Genomic DNA, 16,267 nt, shown 5'->3' with positions numbered 1-16,267 from the left:
CGCGGGCGAAGTGTATCCGGCGGACGTATCCAGCGCGATTATGACGGGCTGGAGTGAATCTTGGTTTATCTTCGCAGGATATTCACTGGTTGTAGCCGTACTGTTTGCGCTTATTTTTAAATATAAACACAATCCGGCTGAAAATTAAAAATTGGTTTAGTGTGAAAAGCGGCGTTCTTACGGAGCGCCGCTTTTGTTATATACGAAAAGAGCCTATGTTATACCGTAAGATCTTTTTTGGCATTTGAAAAACACAACAAAAAACCGCCCCTAAAGGAGCGGTTTTAAATAGTGTGAGATAAGACTTATTTGACGGCAGCTGCTTTGTTGGCGGCTTTGGCCAAGCGGGATTTCTTGCGGGCGGCCGTTTTCCAGTGGATAACATTCTTTTTGGCGGCTTTATCGATGCAAGAATCGGCTTTTTTCAAGTCTTCTTTCAGCGTGGCGGCCTTCGTTTTGGCGGAAGCGTTCACGGCTTTGGTGGCCAAGCGGACTTTTTTAATTAAACCTTTGTTTTCGGAAGTTCTTTTTTCAGCTTGGCGCTGCGCTTTGATGGCGCTCGTGTGTCTACCAGTTTTTAATTTTGCCATTTAATAATTCCTCTATAGAAAAATCGGGTTACTAATATTTTAACCTATTCCGCGCCCCGCGGTCAACCCGTTTTTGGTCTGCCCGCTAAACGCCGTATGGGAAATGTTAAAATATAACTATGGATCCGCGTCTTTCTATTTTACCAAATAAGCCTGGCGTGTACATTATGCGCTCCAAAGAAGGGACCATTATTTACATCGGCAAAGCCAAAAATCTGGCTGACCGCGTAAAACAGTATTTTCAGGAGTCTAATCTCTACTCGCGCGGCTGGAAGCTGCCCAGCCTGCTGCCGCTGATTGCCAAAATAGATTACGTTACTTGCGCCAGCGAACGCGACGCGCTGGTCTTGGAAGAAAAACTCATCAAGCAGTACCAACCCTTTTTTAATTCGCTCGGCAAAGACGGCAAAAGCTACCCTTATTTGAAATTGACGATGGCCGAGGACTATCCGCGGTTGCAGATGACGCGCCGCGTAATCCGCGGGAAGGACTTATATTTCGGGCCGTATCCCAAGTCCAGCATTGTGAAAAGTTTAATGCGTTTTTTGTGGAAGAGCAAATATGCGCCGCTGCGGCCGTGCAAGTGGAATTTTTCGCGCGAAAGAGAACTGGACCCGCGTAAAATAAACACGTGCATCTATTACCACACGGGCCAATGTCCGGCGCCGTGCGCGGGGAAAATTTCGTACGAAGATTACCGCGCGCTTGCGCAGCGTATGGCGGATTTTTTGGAAGGCAATTTTGGTAACATTACCGAAAATATTACGGCATTGATGAAAGCCCATTCGGATAAAATGGAATACGAACAGGCCGCCGTGTTCCGCAATTTTTTGCACGCGCTTTCGCATATGAAAGAGCGCGTGCTTGTCGGCCGTTTTAAAGACGAAAAAATTACGACGGCTATGGAAAATACCGACAAGCTTAAACGGCTGGCCGAAGTAATCGGCATGCACAAACTGCCCGCGCATATTGAGGCGTTTGATAACTCCCACCTGTTCGGGCGCGAGGCCGTGGGGTGTATGGTGTGTTATATTAACGGCGAGAAAAACCACGAACACTACCGCCGTTTTAAAATCCGCTCCAAACTGCCCGAACGCGGCGGAAGCGATTTTACGATGATGGAAGAAAGCGTCTACCGCCGTCTGCGCCAAATCAAGCGCGACCCTGCCCAAACGCCCGATTTAATTTTGCTTGACGGCGGCAAAAGCCAAATTTCCGCCGCGCTGAATGCCTACGAACGCGCGGGAATGTTTATCCCGTTTATTGCCCTTGCGGAAACGCACGAAGGCATTTACCTGCCCGCCGCGCAGGAGAGCATTAAACTGCCCGTCGGAGACCCCGCGTTAAACTTGCTGATGGAAATCCGCGACGAAGTACACCGTTTTGCAATTACATATCACCGTAAACTGAGGGACAAAGCCGAAATCCACGGCCACGAAAAGCAGGAAGGACTGATAGACGGCAAAGACCCCGCCGGACGCGATTTGTAAATCCGCCGTTGGCGGCCGGTGTTGACAAGTATTCCGCGCGGAATTTAACAACAAAAAAGGCCGGAGCGTTCCTCCGGCCTTGGCATATTTAAATGAATTATTCTTCGTCTTTTTTAAACAAATCACGCAGGAAGGTTTCCACCATATTTTTGGAACCGAGTCCCACGCCGATTCCAAACGCCAGTCCCAAGGACGCCAATACGATAATCACTACGTTGTTGACGAGCTGCGTAGCAAACCCCAAATTTTCCACTGCCAGCATCGCACAGAAAAATACAATAAACGCATACACGGCGCGCGAGATAAACAGGCCGCCTTTTAAATTGTTGGCTTTTGCAGAGTTTTCAATAATGTTGCCCATCAATTTGCCGAACAGCAGGCCCGCAAATAAAATCAGCACCGACGCAAACAGCGTGGGAATAAACTCTAAGAATCGGGTAAATAAGTCACGAATGACAAACAGTTTTAACACGTCTGCCGCCAACACGATGGCGTAAAAAATTACCGCCCAAGAAAGGACAAACGAAATAATATAAGTGGGGGATTTGCCAAGCCCGAAACGGACGCACAATTCGTTAATGCCAAGTTTGGAGGTTTTTTCGTCAAACGCAATTTTGTTTAAAATCTTCTTGACCACCGACCCCACAAATCGGGAAAGATACAGCCCGATAACCAAAATCAACATTGCTGCCAACAAGGCAACGAGAATCTTCAAACCGCTCTGTCCCAGCTGTAAAAAGTGCGAACTTATTTGTCTGGAAATCTCTTCAAAATTTATCATAGTGTCTCCTTTTTTTTAATTGTAGCAAATATTATTTGTAAAATAAGAAGAGCTATGACATCTACCCAAATTCAATACTTAAAAGGAATCGGCCCCGCCAAAGCCAAACTGTTTAACCGTTTGGAAATTGCGACGGTAGAAGATTTGCTCCATTATTATCCCCGCACTTATCAGGACCGCCGTATTGGCGCCCCGCCTAACGAATATAATTCGGATGCACTTGTTGTCTTTAAAGGGAGAGTGTTGCGTACGCAGGAAATTCCGGCACGCAGCGTATTGATTTTTAAAGCATTTTTAGAGAATGAACGCGGCGCGCAAATCGAGTGCACGTGGTTTAAAAAACGAATGTACCGCGGTTTTCGTTTTGATCCATTTGGGCAGCTGAAGAAAGATTTTCGTATGAACAGCGAGGTTTGGGTAATCGGCCGGCGCGATGACAAGAATAATTTTTTTGGTAATAAAGTTACTGTTGAAGAGCAGTATCCGGCCGGAGACGAGTTAACGCAGCTGCACGCAGGCCGTTTAACGCCCGTGTATTCGCTTACTGAAGGGCTGACGAACAAGCAGTTTCGCCTGTTTGTGCACGAAGCATTACAGACGGAATCTTTAACGCGCGAGCCGGAAATTTTGCCTCCTTTTTTAATTTCCAAACGTAAACTGTTAAGTGCTCCGCAGGCGTTAAAAGCTATTCATTTTCCCAATTCGCTGGCGGAGCTGGAAAGCGCGCGCGGCCGTTTGGCATACGAGGAATTTTTACTCCTAGCTACGGCGTGGGGAATTAAGCGTACGCAAACCAAAATTTTGGCTAAAAATTATGCGTACGAAATCAAAAAAACACTGCTTACGCCTTTTCGGGAAAACTTAGGTTTTGAATTTACAAACAGCCAAAAAAAAGTAATCAACGAAATTTTTAAAGATTTATGTTCGCCCCGCCCGATGAACCGCCTGTTACAAGGGGACGTCGGATCCGGTAAGACGGTGGTGGCGCTGTGCGCGATGCTGCTCGCCGTGGAAAACGGTTATCAGGCGGCCTTAATGGCGCCGACGGAAATTTTAGCCGAACAACATTTTTTGACCTTTAAGCGCATTTTAAAAGGGTTAGATGTAAACGTGGCGGTGCTGTCTTCCAGTACCAAAGCCGCCGCCAAAAAGAAAATTTTAAAGGAACTCTCCGAAGGAAAAATAAACATTTTAGTGGGTACACACTCCGTCATTCAGGAAGACGTAAAATTTGCCAATCTGCGTTTGGCGGTAATTGACGAACAGCACCGCTTCGGTGTAAAACAGCGCAGTAAACTGAAAGAAAAAACCTCTAAACTTGATTTGCTGACAATGACTGCCACCCCCATCCCGCGTACGCTGGCACTTGCGTTTTACGGGGATTTGGACGTGTCTACTTTGTCGGAACTTCCGCCGAACCGCCAGCCGATTCAAACCGAAGCCGCCACGTCCAAACTGGCGTATGACCGCGTGCGCGAGGAAGTGAAAAAGGGCCGGCAGGCGTATATCGTTTTCCCGCTGATTGAAGAGAGCGAAAAGGTGTCCGCCAAGGCCGTTACGGAAGAATTTGAAAAATTAAAAGCGGTATTTCCGGAGTTCCGTTTGGCTATTTTGCACGGCCAGATGTGCCAAGCGGAAAAAGAAGCGGTAATGGCCGATTTCGCCGCGCACAAAACCGATATCTTGGTGGCGACTCCCGTTATTGAGGTGGGCATTGACGTTAAAAACGCCACTGTTATGGTAATTGAAAATGCGGAGCGGTTTGGGCTGGCCAGTTTGCACCAGCTTCGCGGACGCGTGGGCCGCGGAGAACACGAGAGTTTTTGTATTTTGGTGCCGCAGCACGCGGGCAGCGTGGCCAAGGAACGCGTGGATATTATTTGCGCGACGCGCGACGGCTTTAAAATCGGCGAGCGCGATATGCAGCTGCGCGGCCCGGGGGAAATTTTAGGTACCCGCCAAAGCGGCGAATTGGAATTTAAAGCGGGCGATATTTTTAAAGACCGCGATATTTTGTATTGGGCAATTGAGGACCGCGATGAACTTTTGGCGCAAGATCCCGCTCTTGTGAAACCCGAGCACGCACTTTTTAGGCGAAAATTAGCCGAGCTTTATCAAAAGAATTGGCACTTGATCGATTTAAGCTAACTGACGAAAAACGGACGCTTTTATAAGCGTCCGTTTTTTGTGTGTTCAACCCAAATTTATTTTTTGTCCGCTTCCAGGCGGGGGAACAAAGGCGGATATTTTTCAATCTTGCCCGGTTCCAGACGGCGCTGCATTTCTTTGGCGACAGTCGGCATAAACGGCTCCAGCCACAGGGCCACTTTGCGCAGGCACGCCACGAGTTCCAAGAGCACATCTTTTGCGCCTTCCGGGTCCGTTTTGGCCAGTTCCCAGGGCTTTTTCTCGTCGACGAGTTTGTTTAAATCACCCGCAAATCCGTAAATGTTTTCCAGTACTTTATCAAAGGCCAGCTCGTCGTAGGCTTTGTCAATGGCGGTTTCTACTTCGGTCGACTTGGCGAGTAATTTGTAATCGCCTTGAATATCTGCTGGCAGTTCACCGATATTTTTAGCGGCCATATTCAGCGTGCGGGAAAGCAGGTTGCCAATGTTGTTGGCGAGGTCGGAATTATAACGGTTTTTAAAACTTTCCATTGAAAAATCCCCGTCTTGTCCAAAAGGCACTTCGCGGAACAGAAACGCGCGCACCGGATCCACGCCGTATTTGGCGGCCACTTCGGCCGGGTCTACAATGTTGCCTAGCGACTTGGACATTTTTTCGCCTTCCACCGTCCACCAGCCGTGCGCAAATACTTTTTTGGGAAGCGGCAGCCCCAAGGCCATCAGCACCGCCGGCCAAATGACTGTGTGGAAACGGAAAATTTCTTTACCCACCAAGTGCAAATCGGCGGGCCAGAGGTCCTCAAATTTTTCGGCGCGGATTTGTTTTAACTGCGCTTCATGTTCGGCTTTGTCATCGCAAATCAACGTGCCGAAACCCGCGGCGGTAATGTAGTTGATCAGTGCATCAAACCATACGTAAATGGTATGCTGCGGGTTGCTGGGAACCCGTACGCCCCAAGCCACTTTCGTGCGCGTGACGGACAGGTCCTGCAGGCCGCCTTTTACAAAATTGATGATTTCGTTGGCGCGCGTTTTAGGGCTTAAAAATTCGGGGTGTTCTTCGTAGTATTTTAGGAGCGGTTTTTCGTAGCGGGAAAGTTTAAAGAAATACGTTTCCTCGTGCACTTCGGTTAAGGGTTTTTTATGCACGGGGCAGAGGCCTCCTTCCAAAATTTCGCTTTCGTTGTAGTACTGTTCGCAGGACAGACAGTATTTGCCGGAGTATGAACCCAAGTAAATGTCTCCGCTTTTTAACAGTTTTTCAAAAACCGCCTGTACGACGTGTTCGTGTTTTTCGTCGGTGGTACGGATAAAATCATCGTAAGAAATGTTAAGGATTTTCCACATTTCTTTGTACTTGGCGGACACTTCGTCCGTCCACGCTTTGGGGGAAACGCCTTTGGCGGCGGCGGATTTTTCAATGTTTGCGCCATGTTCATCGGTACCCGTCAAAAAGCGTACATCGAAGCCTTTCTGGCGTTTGTAGCGGGATAAAATATCCAGCGCAATTGTGGTGTACGCGTGACCGATGTGCGGCACGGAGTTCACATAATAAATGGGGGTGGTAACGTAAAATTTATTCTTCATATACTCTCCTAAAAAATCCGTACGTTCAGTCCGTCCAGGCCCATCAGGGCGGTTTCCAGTACAAGGGCGGGCGATACGTTGCGCGAAATACTGCGTTTGTAATTTTCAAACCGTTGGAGCGCGTTTTGCAGCGCGTGGCGGACTCGTTCGTCCGGCGCGTTGTGCCAAGCTTCGTGCAAAGCGGCTATGGTAACGTCGAGCGCGGCCTGCGCCTCTTTGCGTGCGGTGACGAGCGTGCGGCTAAGCCCCGCCGCCACAGCGGACGGACCTTGCGGGCTGCATCCGTTTGGGCCGAAGCCCGCTTCTTGCAAAAGGGTTAACGCTCCGTCCGCCCGAACCGCTCCGGAAACGGATCCGCCCGCGTAACGGGCGCATAAATCCAAATTGTTCGTTTCTGTTCCGGTTTGCGTTAAAATTTGTTTGATAATTTCGGCCGGAAGCGGTGCAAACGCAAGCGGCTGGCAGCGCGACAAAATGGTGCGCAGCATTACGGAGCGTTTGTCCGTAATTAAAATCCAAAGCGTTTTGGCGGGCGGTTCTTCAATAAATTTTAACAGTGCGTTCGCCGCTGCGCCCTGCATTGTCTGGGCGTGGTCCACAATCAGCACTTTCCAGCCGCCTTGTACGGACTTTTGTTGCGATTTGGCCGTTACGTCGCGAATGGTATCCACGCTGATGTGTTGTTGTTTGGCAATTTCTTTTTCCAGTTCTTCTTCGTATCCTTTGCTGGTAAAATCTTTTTTTACTTCTAACCGCGCCTGATAGACAAAGTCCACAAACGTTACATCGGGGTGGGTGCCTTTTTCAATGGCTTGGCAGCTGGGGCAGTGTCCGCATGCGTCGCCGTTTTTGCGGGCCGCAGGGTCTTGGCAGTTTAACGCTTTGGCAAATTCCTTGGCAGTTTTGCCTTTGCCTACGCCGTCTGGTCCGTAAAACAACAAGGCCGCCGGAACTTTTTGGTTCCGGACCAAGTTTTGTAAATACGAGGAGGCTTTTTCCTGCCCGAGGATATCGGCAAACGGCATTAATCTGTAATGTGATTTTCCTTTAAAAGTTCTATGACGCGCGCCTGAATTTCGGAAATGTTTTTGTCTGCGTCTATTAAATACGCGTTGGGCGTACGTTCAATCATTTCCAAATACCCGCTCCGCATTTTTTGGCGGAAGGCTACATTCTCCTGTTCCAGACGGTCGGAAAACAGGTATTCGCCGCGTTCGGTAAAGTATTTGTCCGACATTAAAAATACGAGCGTCAAATCGGGTTTTGTTTCCAAGGCGGCAATTTGGTTGAGCGTATTGATTACGTTTAAATCAATGCCGCGTCCGTAGCCTTGATAGGCGCAGGTAGACATTGTATAGCGTTCGCAGATGACGATTTTGCCTTCGTTGAGCGCGGGCAGAATTTTTTCCTGCGTGTGCTGCGCGCGGGAGGCTTCGTATAAAAACAGCTCGGCCATCGGGCGGATGTCAAGCCCGGGCTCCAATACGATTTGGCGGATTTTTTCCGCCGTAGGCGTGCCGCCGGGTTCGCGCGTGAGTACCACCTCTTTTCCAAGCGCGATCAAATGGTTGACCAGCATTTTGGCTTGGGTAGATTTGCCGCAGCGGTCCGGCCCTTCTAAAACGATAAATTTTCCTTTCATATTAGGCGATGCCTTCCTGCGACGTAATGATTTCCATTTCCGCCTTGGGGCCCGCTTTCCATTCGGATTGGTCCATCTGCTCAATTTGCGGGGCCAGTTTGCCTTGGGCGTTTAGGATAAAATCAATAATTTCGCGGTACGCGCCGTCCCCTCCCGCGCGTTTAGTAACGTAGTGCGAACATTCTTTTACGCAGTCTAAAGCATTAGGTACTGTGGCCGCAAAACCGACGCGTTTTAAAAGCGGCATATCGGTGATATCGTCGCCGATGTATGCCACTTCTTCGGCCGAGAGGCCTTCGCGCGCTAAAATGTCTTTTAAAGGGCCTGTTTTGGTTAAAAAGCCCTGGTAGATGTATTTGTAGCCTAGGTTGCGCGCGCGCTCCACCGTGGTGGGGTGGCGGCGGCCCGTGATAATGCCGCAGATAATGCCCGCACCGCGGCAGAGCATAATGGCGATGCCGTCCTGCGTGTTAAAAGATTTAAATTCGTCTATTTTCCCTTCCGGCGTAACGAAAAAGTTTACTTTCCCGTCTGTTAAAATGCCGTCCACGTCGGTCAGAATGGCTTTGATTTTTTTAGCCCGTTTGATAAGTTCTTCCATATATGGGTATTATACCAAATCGGGCGGCGCGGCGCGCCCGGCTTTTAAGGCAGTTCGTATATGGTGCACCCTCCCGCAGGGCAGTTGGTGTGCGAGACCGCTCCCGTTTCAACGCCGTTTAAACTGCGGCAAAAAGCACGAGCATCCGCATCTCCCGTAACGGCCCAGCATTCGCGCCGGCCCGGTTTTTCGGATACGTCCAGCCATTGTACATAGGCCGCTTTGGTTTTATTGTTAGGGCGATAGAACCCTACTAAATTTTTATTGTGATTATTGTATAAATCGAGAGAGAATGATTTTTTGCCGCAATAAAGGTAGCCTCCCACCCTCGTGGCCTCCGCCGTGCAGCCGGAGGGTGGATCTATATCCATATCGGTCCAGTAATCGGGATAGGCGCCGTTGGCCATATAGTATGTTTCCGCGGCTGTTTTATAAGCGGAGATAATGGTTTGCAGTTCCGAGTAGCGCGCTTTTAAAACCGCGCGGTTGTATTGCGGCAGGGCGACGGCGGACAAAATGCCGATAATCAGTACGACGACTAATAACTCAATCAGGGTGAACCCGTTTGTTTCCATAGATTATTCCTTTTTCGTGTCGGGCCCAACCGTAAAAAACGGCCGTTACAGTTGAGCCTATTGACCTAACCCACACCATAACAGCCGTAGTCCGCCGCCCCGAAAGGCGGCAGACATTCGGCGCAGAACAAACGGGTAATTAGGCCGTTTGCTTTGCGCCTTCAAACGACTGTTTTTGGAGGTCAATAGTGCCTTTGGTTATCCAAAAGCTCTCCGCACCCGTGTGCGGTTCCAAAAACAGATGAAATTGTATCGTTTCCGCGCTTGGCGCGCGGGAAAAATCCTCCTGTCGTAAAATCACTTTATTATAGCAAAATCGCGGTTCTTTCTAACCTGATGCGTTGTAATTTATTTCCGCCCCGCGCGGGGAAAGTTATTTTTATATAATAAAAGTAATCGTTTTTTATCCAGGGGTATTTTAGATGGCAAAGAAATTTACGTCAAACGCGCAGAAGATTATTCTTATCGCGCAGGAAGAAGCCAAACGGCTGAACCACGATTACGTCGGTACGGAACATATCCTTTTGGGGTTAAGCGCCATTGAAGGAACCGTTTCCAATAAAATTTTGTCCAATTTGGGCGTTACGTTTCGCAAGGTACGCCAAGAAATCGAAAAGATGGTGGGCGTGGGGGATACTATTATGCTCTTGGGTGAAATCCCGTTCACGCCGCGTGCTAAAAAAGTACTGGAATTTTCCGTGGAAGAATCCCAGATGCTGGGAAACGAACACATCGGTACGGAGCATATTTTGCTGGGGTTGATTCGCGAAGAAGAAGGTATGGCGTGCAAAATTTTGGAAAATTTGGGTTTGAATTTGGATTTGGTGCGCGATACCGTACTCAGTTTTTTGGGAGACGCCGAGCAGGGCGATTTGAACGAGGATATTTCGGATTTGCCGCAGGAAATCAATTTAAATTCTCTTTCCAAAAATTCCCGCGAGTCTGTTGCCAAGAAGAAAAGCAAAACCCCTACCCTGGACGAATACACGCGCGACTTGACGCGTTTGGCCGCCCAAAACAAGCTGGACCCCGTCATCGGCCGCGAAGAGGAAATTGAGCGTTTGGTGCAAATTTTGGTCCGCCGCTCCAAAAACAATCCCGTGCTTATCGGCGAACCCGGGGTGGGCAAGACGGCCATTGTGGAGGGACTTGCGCAAAAAATCGCGCGCGGCGAAATTTCGGACGTGCTCGGCGGCAAACGCTTGTTGGCCTTGGACCTTGCGTCCGTTGTGGCGGGAACCAAGTACCGCGGCGAATTTGAACAGCGTTTGAAAAACATCATCGATGAAATGGCCTCCGCCCAAGACGCTATTATCTTTATTGACGAACTCCATACCATTATTGGCGCGGGCGCGGCGGAGGGATCTATTGACGCTTCCAATATGTTAAAACCCGCTCTGGCGCGCGGCGAAGTGCAGTGCATCGGCGCAACGACATTTGACGAATACCGCAAATACATTGAGGCCGACACCGCCCTAGAACGCCGCTTCCAACCCGTGGTGGCCGACCCGCCGGACGTGGAAGAAACCATTACTATTTTAAAAGGCGTCCGCGGCAAGTACGAAGCGCACCATAAAGTAAAATACACGGACGGTGCCGTCCGTGCCGCCGCTGCCATTGCGGACCGCTATATTACTGACCGCGCAATGCCGGACAAAGCGCTTGACTTATTTGACGAAGCAGGCGCGCGTGCGCGCTTAAAACACGCAGTTTTGCCGCCTGAGATTAAACAGAAGCAGGCCGAGTACAATCAAGCCGTGCTGGAAAAAGACGACGCGCTTTCCAAAAAAGAATTTGAAAAAGCCGCCGCCGCCAAGGAAACCGAGGACCGGCTGAAAAATTACATCGACCATTTGAAACAAAAATGGCAGGAAGAACGCGGCAAGCAAACGCCCGAAGTGACGGAAGAAGATATCGCACTCGTGGCTTCTAAATGGACGGGTATCCCGGTGACGCGGCTGACGCAGAGCGAAACCGATAAAATTCTGCATATGGAAGAAGAACTGCACGAGCGTATCATCGGCCAGGATGATGCGGTAAAAGCCGTTTCGCAGGCGATCCGCCGCAACCGCACCGGTTTGGGCAATCCGCACCGCCCGATTGGGGGATTTTTATTCCTGGGCCCGACGGGCGTGGGTAAGACCGAACTCGCCAAAAGTTTGGCTACGTTCCTGTTTGGCGACGAAGATGCGATGATTCGGTTGGATATGTCCGAATATATGGAAAAATTTGCGGTGTCGCGCCTTATCGGCGCACCCCCCGGGTACGTAGGCTATGAAGAGGGCGGCCAGCTGACCGAAGCCGTCCGCCGACGACCGTACAGTGTGGTGGTATTGGACGAATTGGAAAAAGCGCATCCGGATATTTACAATATTCTTTTGCAAGTGCTCGACGAAGGGGCATTATCGGACAATTTGGGCCATAAAGTGAGTTTTAAAAACTGCGTGATTATTATGACGTCCAACGTCGGTGCGCGGGAAATTACTAATAAAGGCTCGCAGCTTGGGTTTGCGGCTAAACAGTCCGAAGAGGAACAATATAAAGATATGCGCCAAAACGTAATGGAAGAAGTCAAAAAGACGTTTAATCCCGAATTTATCAACCGTATTGACGAAATTGTGGTATTCCATTCGCTGTCCAAAGAGCATATCGGCCAAATTTTGGACCTTGCGCTGGAAGACGTGGCCGATAAATTAGCCGAAAAAGAATTGGAACTTGAACTTACTCCCGCCGCCAAAGAATTTTTGGTGGAAAAAGGATTTGATGTCAAATTCGGCGCGCGGCCTCTGCTGCGCACGCTCCAGCGCGAGTTGGAGGACCCTTTGGCTGAAAACATTTTGGTCAATCGTTATCCTGCGGGCGCTAAAATTATTGTAGACTGTGATAAAGAAGCCGGAAAACTGACTTTTTCCGGCGCGGCGACTAAAAAAGAAGCCGTAAGCATTTAAATCTTAGTGGAGGACACTCGTAATGGCGATGGATGCAAACAAACAGAAAGCGTTGGAATTGGCCCTTGGGCAAATTGAAAAAGCTTTCGGAAAAGAAGCGATTTGTAAATTAGGCGGCGGCAACGTGCAAAAGGTGGAAGCAATTCCCACGGGTGCGCTGTCGTTGGATTTAGCGCTGGGTGTAGGGGGACTTCCCCGCGGACGCGTAATTGAAATTTACGGGCCGGAAGCCGGCGGTAAAACCACGCTGTCTTTGCATGTAGCGGCGCAGACCCAAAAAATGGGCGGCACCGTGGCATTTATTGATGCGGAACACGCGCTTGACCCCGTGTATGCCGAACATCTGGGCGTGAATGTGGATGAACTGTTGGTCTCGCAGCCCGACTCCGGCGAACAAGCCTTGGAAATTGCCGAAAAACTGGTCCGCTCCGGTGCGATTGATTTGATTGTGGTGGATTCTGTGGCTGCGCTTGTGCCAAAAGCCGAAATTGAAGGCGAAATGGGCGATGCGCACGTCGGTCTTCAGGCGCGCTTGATGAGTCAAGCTCTGCGCAAACTCACCAGTCTGCTCAACAAAACTAAAACAAGCATTATTTTTATTAACCAGCTGCGCCAGAAAATCGGCGTAATGTTCGGTAATCCGGAAACTACTCCGGGCGGTCTGGCGCTTAAATTTTACGCGTCTGTGCGTATTGATGTACGCCGCATTGAAAATTTGAAGAAAGGCGACGAGGTTGTCGGCACCCGCGTGCGCGCCAAAGTGACCAAAAACAAAGTGGCCCCGCCGTACCGCCAAGCCGAATTTACAATGATTTTAGGCAAGGGAATTTCGCGCGAAGCCTGTATTATTGATAAAGGCGTGGAAGCCGGATTTATTGAAAAAAGCGGAAGCTGGTTTATTTACGGTGAGGAAAAATTGGGCCAAGGCGCGGAAAATGCCCGCCAGTATTTAAAGGACAATCCGGAACTGGCCGCGGAAATTGAAGATAAATTATACGTCAAGTATTTGGGCCATCATTACGACGGTAAAAAACTGACGGACGCAGAGGCGGTAACGAAGGAAGAAGAAGCAAAATTGGCCGCCAAAGGGAAAGCCGCTAAGAAATAAGATTGGAAAAAGAGATTCTTATCTTACGCTTTACGCACAACGGATACGAAAGGAGTTTCGTGTCCGTTGTTGCTTTTTCGGGCAACCATTTTCCACATTTGGCTAACTTTGCGTTCCCTTGCCTCTCGGCGTACCTGGCAGTACTTCCTCGGGCAACTGACAACGCAAATTTAGCGCAAATCTGAAAAATCAGCCAAACTTCTACGATGTTATTCTGCACTGCACGGCGTGTATATGGGGTTATACTGAAAAGTTGGCGGAGTGCAGAGAAGGCAGAAACGGAAAAATATTTTATTTTTTCCTATAATAACGCTATGGATGAACTTTTATTGGAAGATTATAAAAATCATTTAACTTTTGAACGGCAACTTGCTAAAAATACCGTCCTGTCTTACGGTGCGGACGTGGAAAGTTTTTTAGAATACTGCATGGCGAGCGAAATTAAACCCGAGGAGGCCACTCCCGATTTTTTGGACCGATACAATTATCAGCTGCGCGTGGTGGAAGGTTTGGCGCCGTCCAGCGTGTTTCGTAAAATGGAAGCCGTAAAAAGTTTTTACCGTTTTTTGATGGTGGAAGAAAAAATAAAAGAGGATCCCACCCGTTTTTTAAAATCGCCTAAGTTGACGCAAAAAATTCCCACCCAGCTCACGCGCGAGGAAATGGAGCGGCTTTTATCCTATCCGGCCGAGACGCTGGCCGAGATGCGAACTGTTACTATTATTGAACTTTTGTATGCGGCGGGGCTGCGCGTGAGTGAACTCATCGGCCTGCGTTTGGAAAATGTCAACATTGAGGAAGGCTGGGTGCTTGCCTTTGGTAAGGGCGGCAAGCAGCGTTTTGTGCCGATTCACGAACAAGCGTGCGAGCGTTTAAAACGTTATTTGGCGATGCGCGAAGGCTATTTTGCCGATAAAGATGTCGGCTCTGAAGTGTTTTTAAACAAAAACGGCAAAAAAATAAGCCGCGTTTCCGTTTGGAAAGATTTGGCCGATTTGGGCCGCAAAGCGGGGATTTCGCAAAAACTCCATCCGCATTTATTCCGCCACACGTTTGCGAGCCACCTATTGCAGGGCGGCGCGGACCTGAGGAGTTTGCAGGAAATGTTAGGACATGCGAATTTGACGACGACGCAGATTTATACGCATTTGGATGTAACCGACCTCAAAAACAAGCACAAGAAATTCCACCCGCGCGGCTAGCGGCGGGGAAAAGTTCTTTGTTGGGAGTCTTTCCTCTAATTTCTTCCCTGTCATTCCCACTGCTTTCCCTACCAGCGTCATTCCCGAAGGTTGTAATCGGGAATCTGTCGTTGTAAACGAGGCAATATCCTCTTTGCAGATATTTCTGGGTAGGATTTTGGTCCATTTTACTTTTTTGCGTTGTTAACTAAAATTGTTAAAATATACACTGTTTTTTAATATAGATACTTTATTTAACTATTATTTTATTTTTTGTATTAACGCACGCGACCATTGCGCTTTGCCCCCGATATGCGGTATGTACTGTTTATAGTTGGTTAGTTTGTACCCCTTTTCAAGTACGCCGTTTAATATAGCGCGCCCAGAAACACCGAAAACCTTGTCATAATCGGACGGAATATACCCATTGTCAAACAGTAAATATCCTTCGTCATCCTGTTTTCTATACTTCTCTGGTATTTCTTTTAGTGGAACTATTTTAAGATGTGTCCATTTCGGACGGTTTTTTATAGGTAGGTTTGTGTACCAATGCCCAGCGGCTTCTACCAGTTCTCGTTTGGGGTTCAAAAATTTATCTATTCGATTATACCCGGCCCACGCCTTTTTTTCGATGAAGTAAGGTAGATAGGCTGTGTTTAGTACATTGACGATATTTGATATTATTAAAAAGTGTTTACCACTGTTAATTATTGTTTTCCAGTATGGTATTGCAAGGGAAAAGGGTGGGTTGGTACAGACAATATCTGCTTCTTTATTGAGTATTTGTAGTGAAAGCGGATCTGCAAAATCACCTGTGTAGTTGCGGGGGGCCGTAATAATTTCTTTTACACCTGTTTTAGTGAATACATACCCTTTTGCTCCAGCATGAAATAAGTCCATTTGTCCGCTATAATGGGTACAAATTAACTTTTTAAGTCCTAACCGCATAAAGTTTCTGAGGAAATATAAGGCAAAGGCCGAACTGTCTTTATCTGTACGGGTTTCACCCACAGCATCATCACAATTACAGAATACACATTTGTTCTTCCATATTTCTATAGGGTACATCTCTATTTCTTTTTTTACATCTTCGTAACGTGTGTAAAATTCGTCATTATCTACCCGTTTTGCTTTTGTCATAATGTTTTCACGGGTCAACCCCCGTTCGGCTAGTGTGGGGGTTGTTTTTTTCACAATTTTAACAATAGTTTTCTTTTCGGGTTCTCTAATAAATACTTCTTTTTTGAAATACTCATGAGCGCGGATAAAATTTACATAATCATTAAATAGTGGTTGGTTATAAAAATAAATTTCACGGCTGTTTTGCTCTCGTAGTTGCCGAAAATTGTTTGCTATATCGCTTTCCACCCTTTTCATATTTTTAACTTTACAAGTAAAAAGATAGGTGTAGATGTTATCTTTTGACTGTCCGGTGGTGGAATTATATTCTTTTAATCTTCTTTGTAAATTATCGGTACGACCAATTTTACATTTGGCAGGTTCTAAGGAGGATTGAACAATATAAATATATTCTTCAGAGGAAATTGCAGATTTATCTGCAATTAAAGGAGATTGTTTGCTGTTTGCTGTTTGCTGTTTGCTGTTTGCTGTTTGCTGTTTGCTGTTTGCTGTTTG

14 protein-coding genes are annotated in these 16,267 nt (G+C 48.0%); 5 read left to right on the top strand and 9 right to left on the bottom strand.

What is annotated here, in order from left to right; translation table 11 throughout:
* Window positions 1–305 precede the first annotated feature (305 nt).
* Window positions 306–590, bottom strand: a complete 285-nt coding sequence (rpsT, locus tag ACI351_RS06300) for a 30S ribosomal protein S20 (protein ID WP_439734399.1) — start codon at window positions 588–590, stop codon at window positions 306–308.
* 119 nt (window positions 591–709) lie between these two features.
* On the opposite strand from rpsT, the gene ACI351_RS06295 reads away from it, so the two are divergent.
* The gene (locus tag ACI351_RS06295; protein ID WP_439734398.1) at window positions 710–2,080 is read left to right on the top strand and encodes a GIY-YIG nuclease family protein; all 1,371 of its coding nucleotides are present in this window, start codon (window positions 710–712) and stop codon (window positions 2,078–2,080) included.
* Window positions 2,081–2,177: 97 nt separating this feature from the next.
* On the opposite strand, the gene ACI351_RS06290 is transcribed toward ACI351_RS06295, so the two are convergent.
* Complete coding sequence (locus ACI351_RS06290; protein WP_439734397.1) at window positions 2,178–2,861, bottom strand: mechanosensitive ion channel family protein; 684 nt, start codon at window positions 2,859–2,861, stop codon at window positions 2,178–2,180.
* 54 nt (window positions 2,862–2,915) lie between these two features.
* Between ACI351_RS06290 and recG the strand changes: the two genes are divergently transcribed.
* On the top strand, window positions 2,916–5,009 hold the full coding sequence (gene recG, locus ACI351_RS06285; RefSeq protein WP_439734396.1) for an ATP-dependent DNA helicase RecG: 2,094 nt from the start codon (window positions 2,916–2,918) through the stop codon (window positions 5,007–5,009).
* Between the two features lie 56 nt (window positions 5,010–5,065).
* Here the strand turns inward: recG and metG are convergent, their stop codons facing one another.
* The 6 genes from metG to ACI351_RS06255 form a co-directional block, all read right to left on the bottom strand.
* Window positions 5,066–6,577 (bottom strand): methionine--tRNA ligase, encoded by a 1,512-nt coding sequence (gene metG / locus ACI351_RS06280; RefSeq protein ID WP_439734395.1) that lies wholly within the window; start codon window positions 6,575–6,577, stop codon window positions 5,066–5,068.
* Between the two features lie 8 nt (window positions 6,578–6,585).
* Window positions 6,586–7,602 (bottom strand): DNA polymerase III subunit delta', encoded by a 1,017-nt coding sequence (gene holB / locus ACI351_RS06275; protein ID WP_439734394.1) that lies wholly within the window; start codon window positions 7,600–7,602, stop codon window positions 6,586–6,588.
* Window positions 7,602–8,219, bottom strand: a complete 618-nt coding sequence (gene tmk / locus ACI351_RS06270) for a dTMP kinase (RefSeq protein ID WP_439734393.1) — start codon at window positions 8,217–8,219, stop codon at window positions 7,602–7,604. Before tmk ends, holB begins: the two co-directional genes overlap by 1 nt.
* Before the next feature lies 1 nt (window position 8,220).
* The gene (locus ACI351_RS06265) at window positions 8,221–8,820 is read right to left on the bottom strand and encodes a KdsC family phosphatase (RefSeq protein ID WP_439734392.1); all 600 of its coding nucleotides are present in this window, start codon (window positions 8,818–8,820) and stop codon (window positions 8,221–8,223) included.
* Window positions 8,821–8,864: 44 nt separating this feature from the next.
* A complete protein-coding gene (locus tag ACI351_RS06260) occupies window positions 8,865–9,395 on the bottom strand; it encodes a type IV pilin protein (RefSeq protein WP_439734391.1) in 531 nt (176 codons plus the stop codon).
* Between the two features lie 139 nt (window positions 9,396–9,534).
* Window positions 9,535–9,696 carry a hypothetical protein gene (locus tag ACI351_RS06255; RefSeq protein ID WP_439734390.1) on the bottom strand — a complete coding sequence of 54 codons (162 nt, stop codon included), beginning with the start codon at window positions 9,694–9,696 and terminating at the stop codon, window positions 9,535–9,537.
* Between the two features lie 121 nt (window positions 9,697–9,817).
* On the opposite strand from ACI351_RS06255, the gene ACI351_RS06250 reads away from it, so the two are divergent.
* The 3 genes from ACI351_RS06250 to xerA all read left to right on the top strand — a co-directional run bounded on the left by ACI351_RS06250 (window position 9,818) and on the right by xerA (window position 14,653).
* The gene (locus ACI351_RS06250; protein WP_439734389.1) at window positions 9,818–12,343 is read left to right on the top strand and encodes an ATP-dependent Clp protease ATP-binding subunit; all 2,526 of its coding nucleotides are present in this window, start codon (window positions 9,818–9,820) and stop codon (window positions 12,341–12,343) included.
* A 28-nt stretch (window positions 12,344–12,371) separates the two neighbouring features.
* Window positions 12,372–13,451: a recombinase RecA gene (gene recA / locus ACI351_RS06245; RefSeq protein WP_439734403.1), complete on the top strand. Its 1,080-nt coding sequence runs from the start codon at window positions 12,372–12,374 to the stop codon at window positions 13,449–13,451.
* A gap of 314 nt (window positions 13,452–13,765) precedes the next feature.
* Window positions 13,766–14,653 (top strand): site-specific tyrosine recombinase/integron integrase, encoded by an 888-nt coding sequence (gene xerA, locus ACI351_RS06240; RefSeq protein ID WP_439734388.1) that lies wholly within the window; start codon window positions 13,766–13,768, stop codon window positions 14,651–14,653.
* 240 nt (window positions 14,654–14,893) lie between these two features.
* Here the strand turns inward: xerA and ACI351_RS06235 are convergent, their stop codons facing one another.
* Window positions 14,894–16,153 carry an adenine-specific methyltransferase EcoRI family protein gene (locus tag ACI351_RS06235; protein ID WP_439734402.1) on the bottom strand — a complete coding sequence of 420 codons (1,260 nt, stop codon included), beginning with the start codon at window positions 16,151–16,153 and terminating at the stop codon, window positions 14,894–14,896.
* Between the last annotated feature and the right edge of the window lie 114 nt (window positions 16,154–16,267).

It is taken from the genome of Candidatus Avelusimicrobium sp., assembly GCF_051874775.1.
Lineage (GTDB): Bacteria > Elusimicrobiota > Elusimicrobia > Elusimicrobiales > Elusimicrobiaceae > Avelusimicrobium.
This window is presented reverse-complemented; position numbering and strand designations above follow the sequence as displayed.

Bases quoted from the DNA above. Each gene is read 5' to 3' on its own strand.
- holB (WP_439734394.1), bottom strand. From the start codon at position 7,602: ATGCCGTTTGCCGATATCCTCGGGCAGGAAAAAGCCTCCTCGTATTTA.
- ACI351_RS06265 (WP_439734392.1), bottom strand. From the start codon at position 8,820: ATGGAAGAACTTATCAAACGGGCTAAAAAAATCAAAGCCATTCTGACC.
- metG (WP_439734395.1), bottom strand. From the start codon at position 6,577: ATGAAGAATAAATTTTACGTTACCACCCCCATTTATTATGTGAACTCC.
- ACI351_RS06260 (WP_439734391.1), bottom strand. From the start codon at position 9,395: ATGGAAACAAACGGGTTCACCCTGATTGAGTTATTAGTCGTCGTACTG.
- recA (WP_439734403.1), top strand. From the start codon at position 12,372: ATGGATGCAAACAAACAGAAAGCGTTGGAATTGGCCCTTGGGCAAATT.
- ACI351_RS06250 (WP_439734389.1), top strand. From the start codon at position 9,818: ATGGCAAAGAAATTTACGTCAAACGCGCAGAAGATTATTCTTATCGCG.
- xerA (WP_439734388.1), top strand. From the start codon at position 13,766: ATGGATGAACTTTTATTGGAAGATTATAAAAATCATTTAACTTTTGAA.
- rpsT (WP_439734399.1), bottom strand. From the start codon at position 590: ATGGCAAAATTAAAAACTGGTAGACACACGAGCGCCATCAAAGCGCAG.
- ACI351_RS06290 (WP_439734397.1), bottom strand. From the start codon at position 2,861: ATGATAAATTTTGAAGAGATTTCCAGACAAATAAGTTCGCACTTTTTA.
- recG (WP_439734396.1), top strand. From the start codon at position 2,916: ATGACATCTACCCAAATTCAATACTTAAAAGGAATCGGCCCCGCCAAA.
- ACI351_RS06295 (WP_439734398.1), top strand. From the start codon at position 710: ATGGATCCGCGTCTTTCTATTTTACCAAATAAGCCTGGCGTGTACATT.
- tmk (WP_439734393.1), bottom strand. From the start codon at position 8,219: ATGAAAGGAAAATTTATCGTTTTAGAAGGGCCGGACCGCTGCGGCAAA.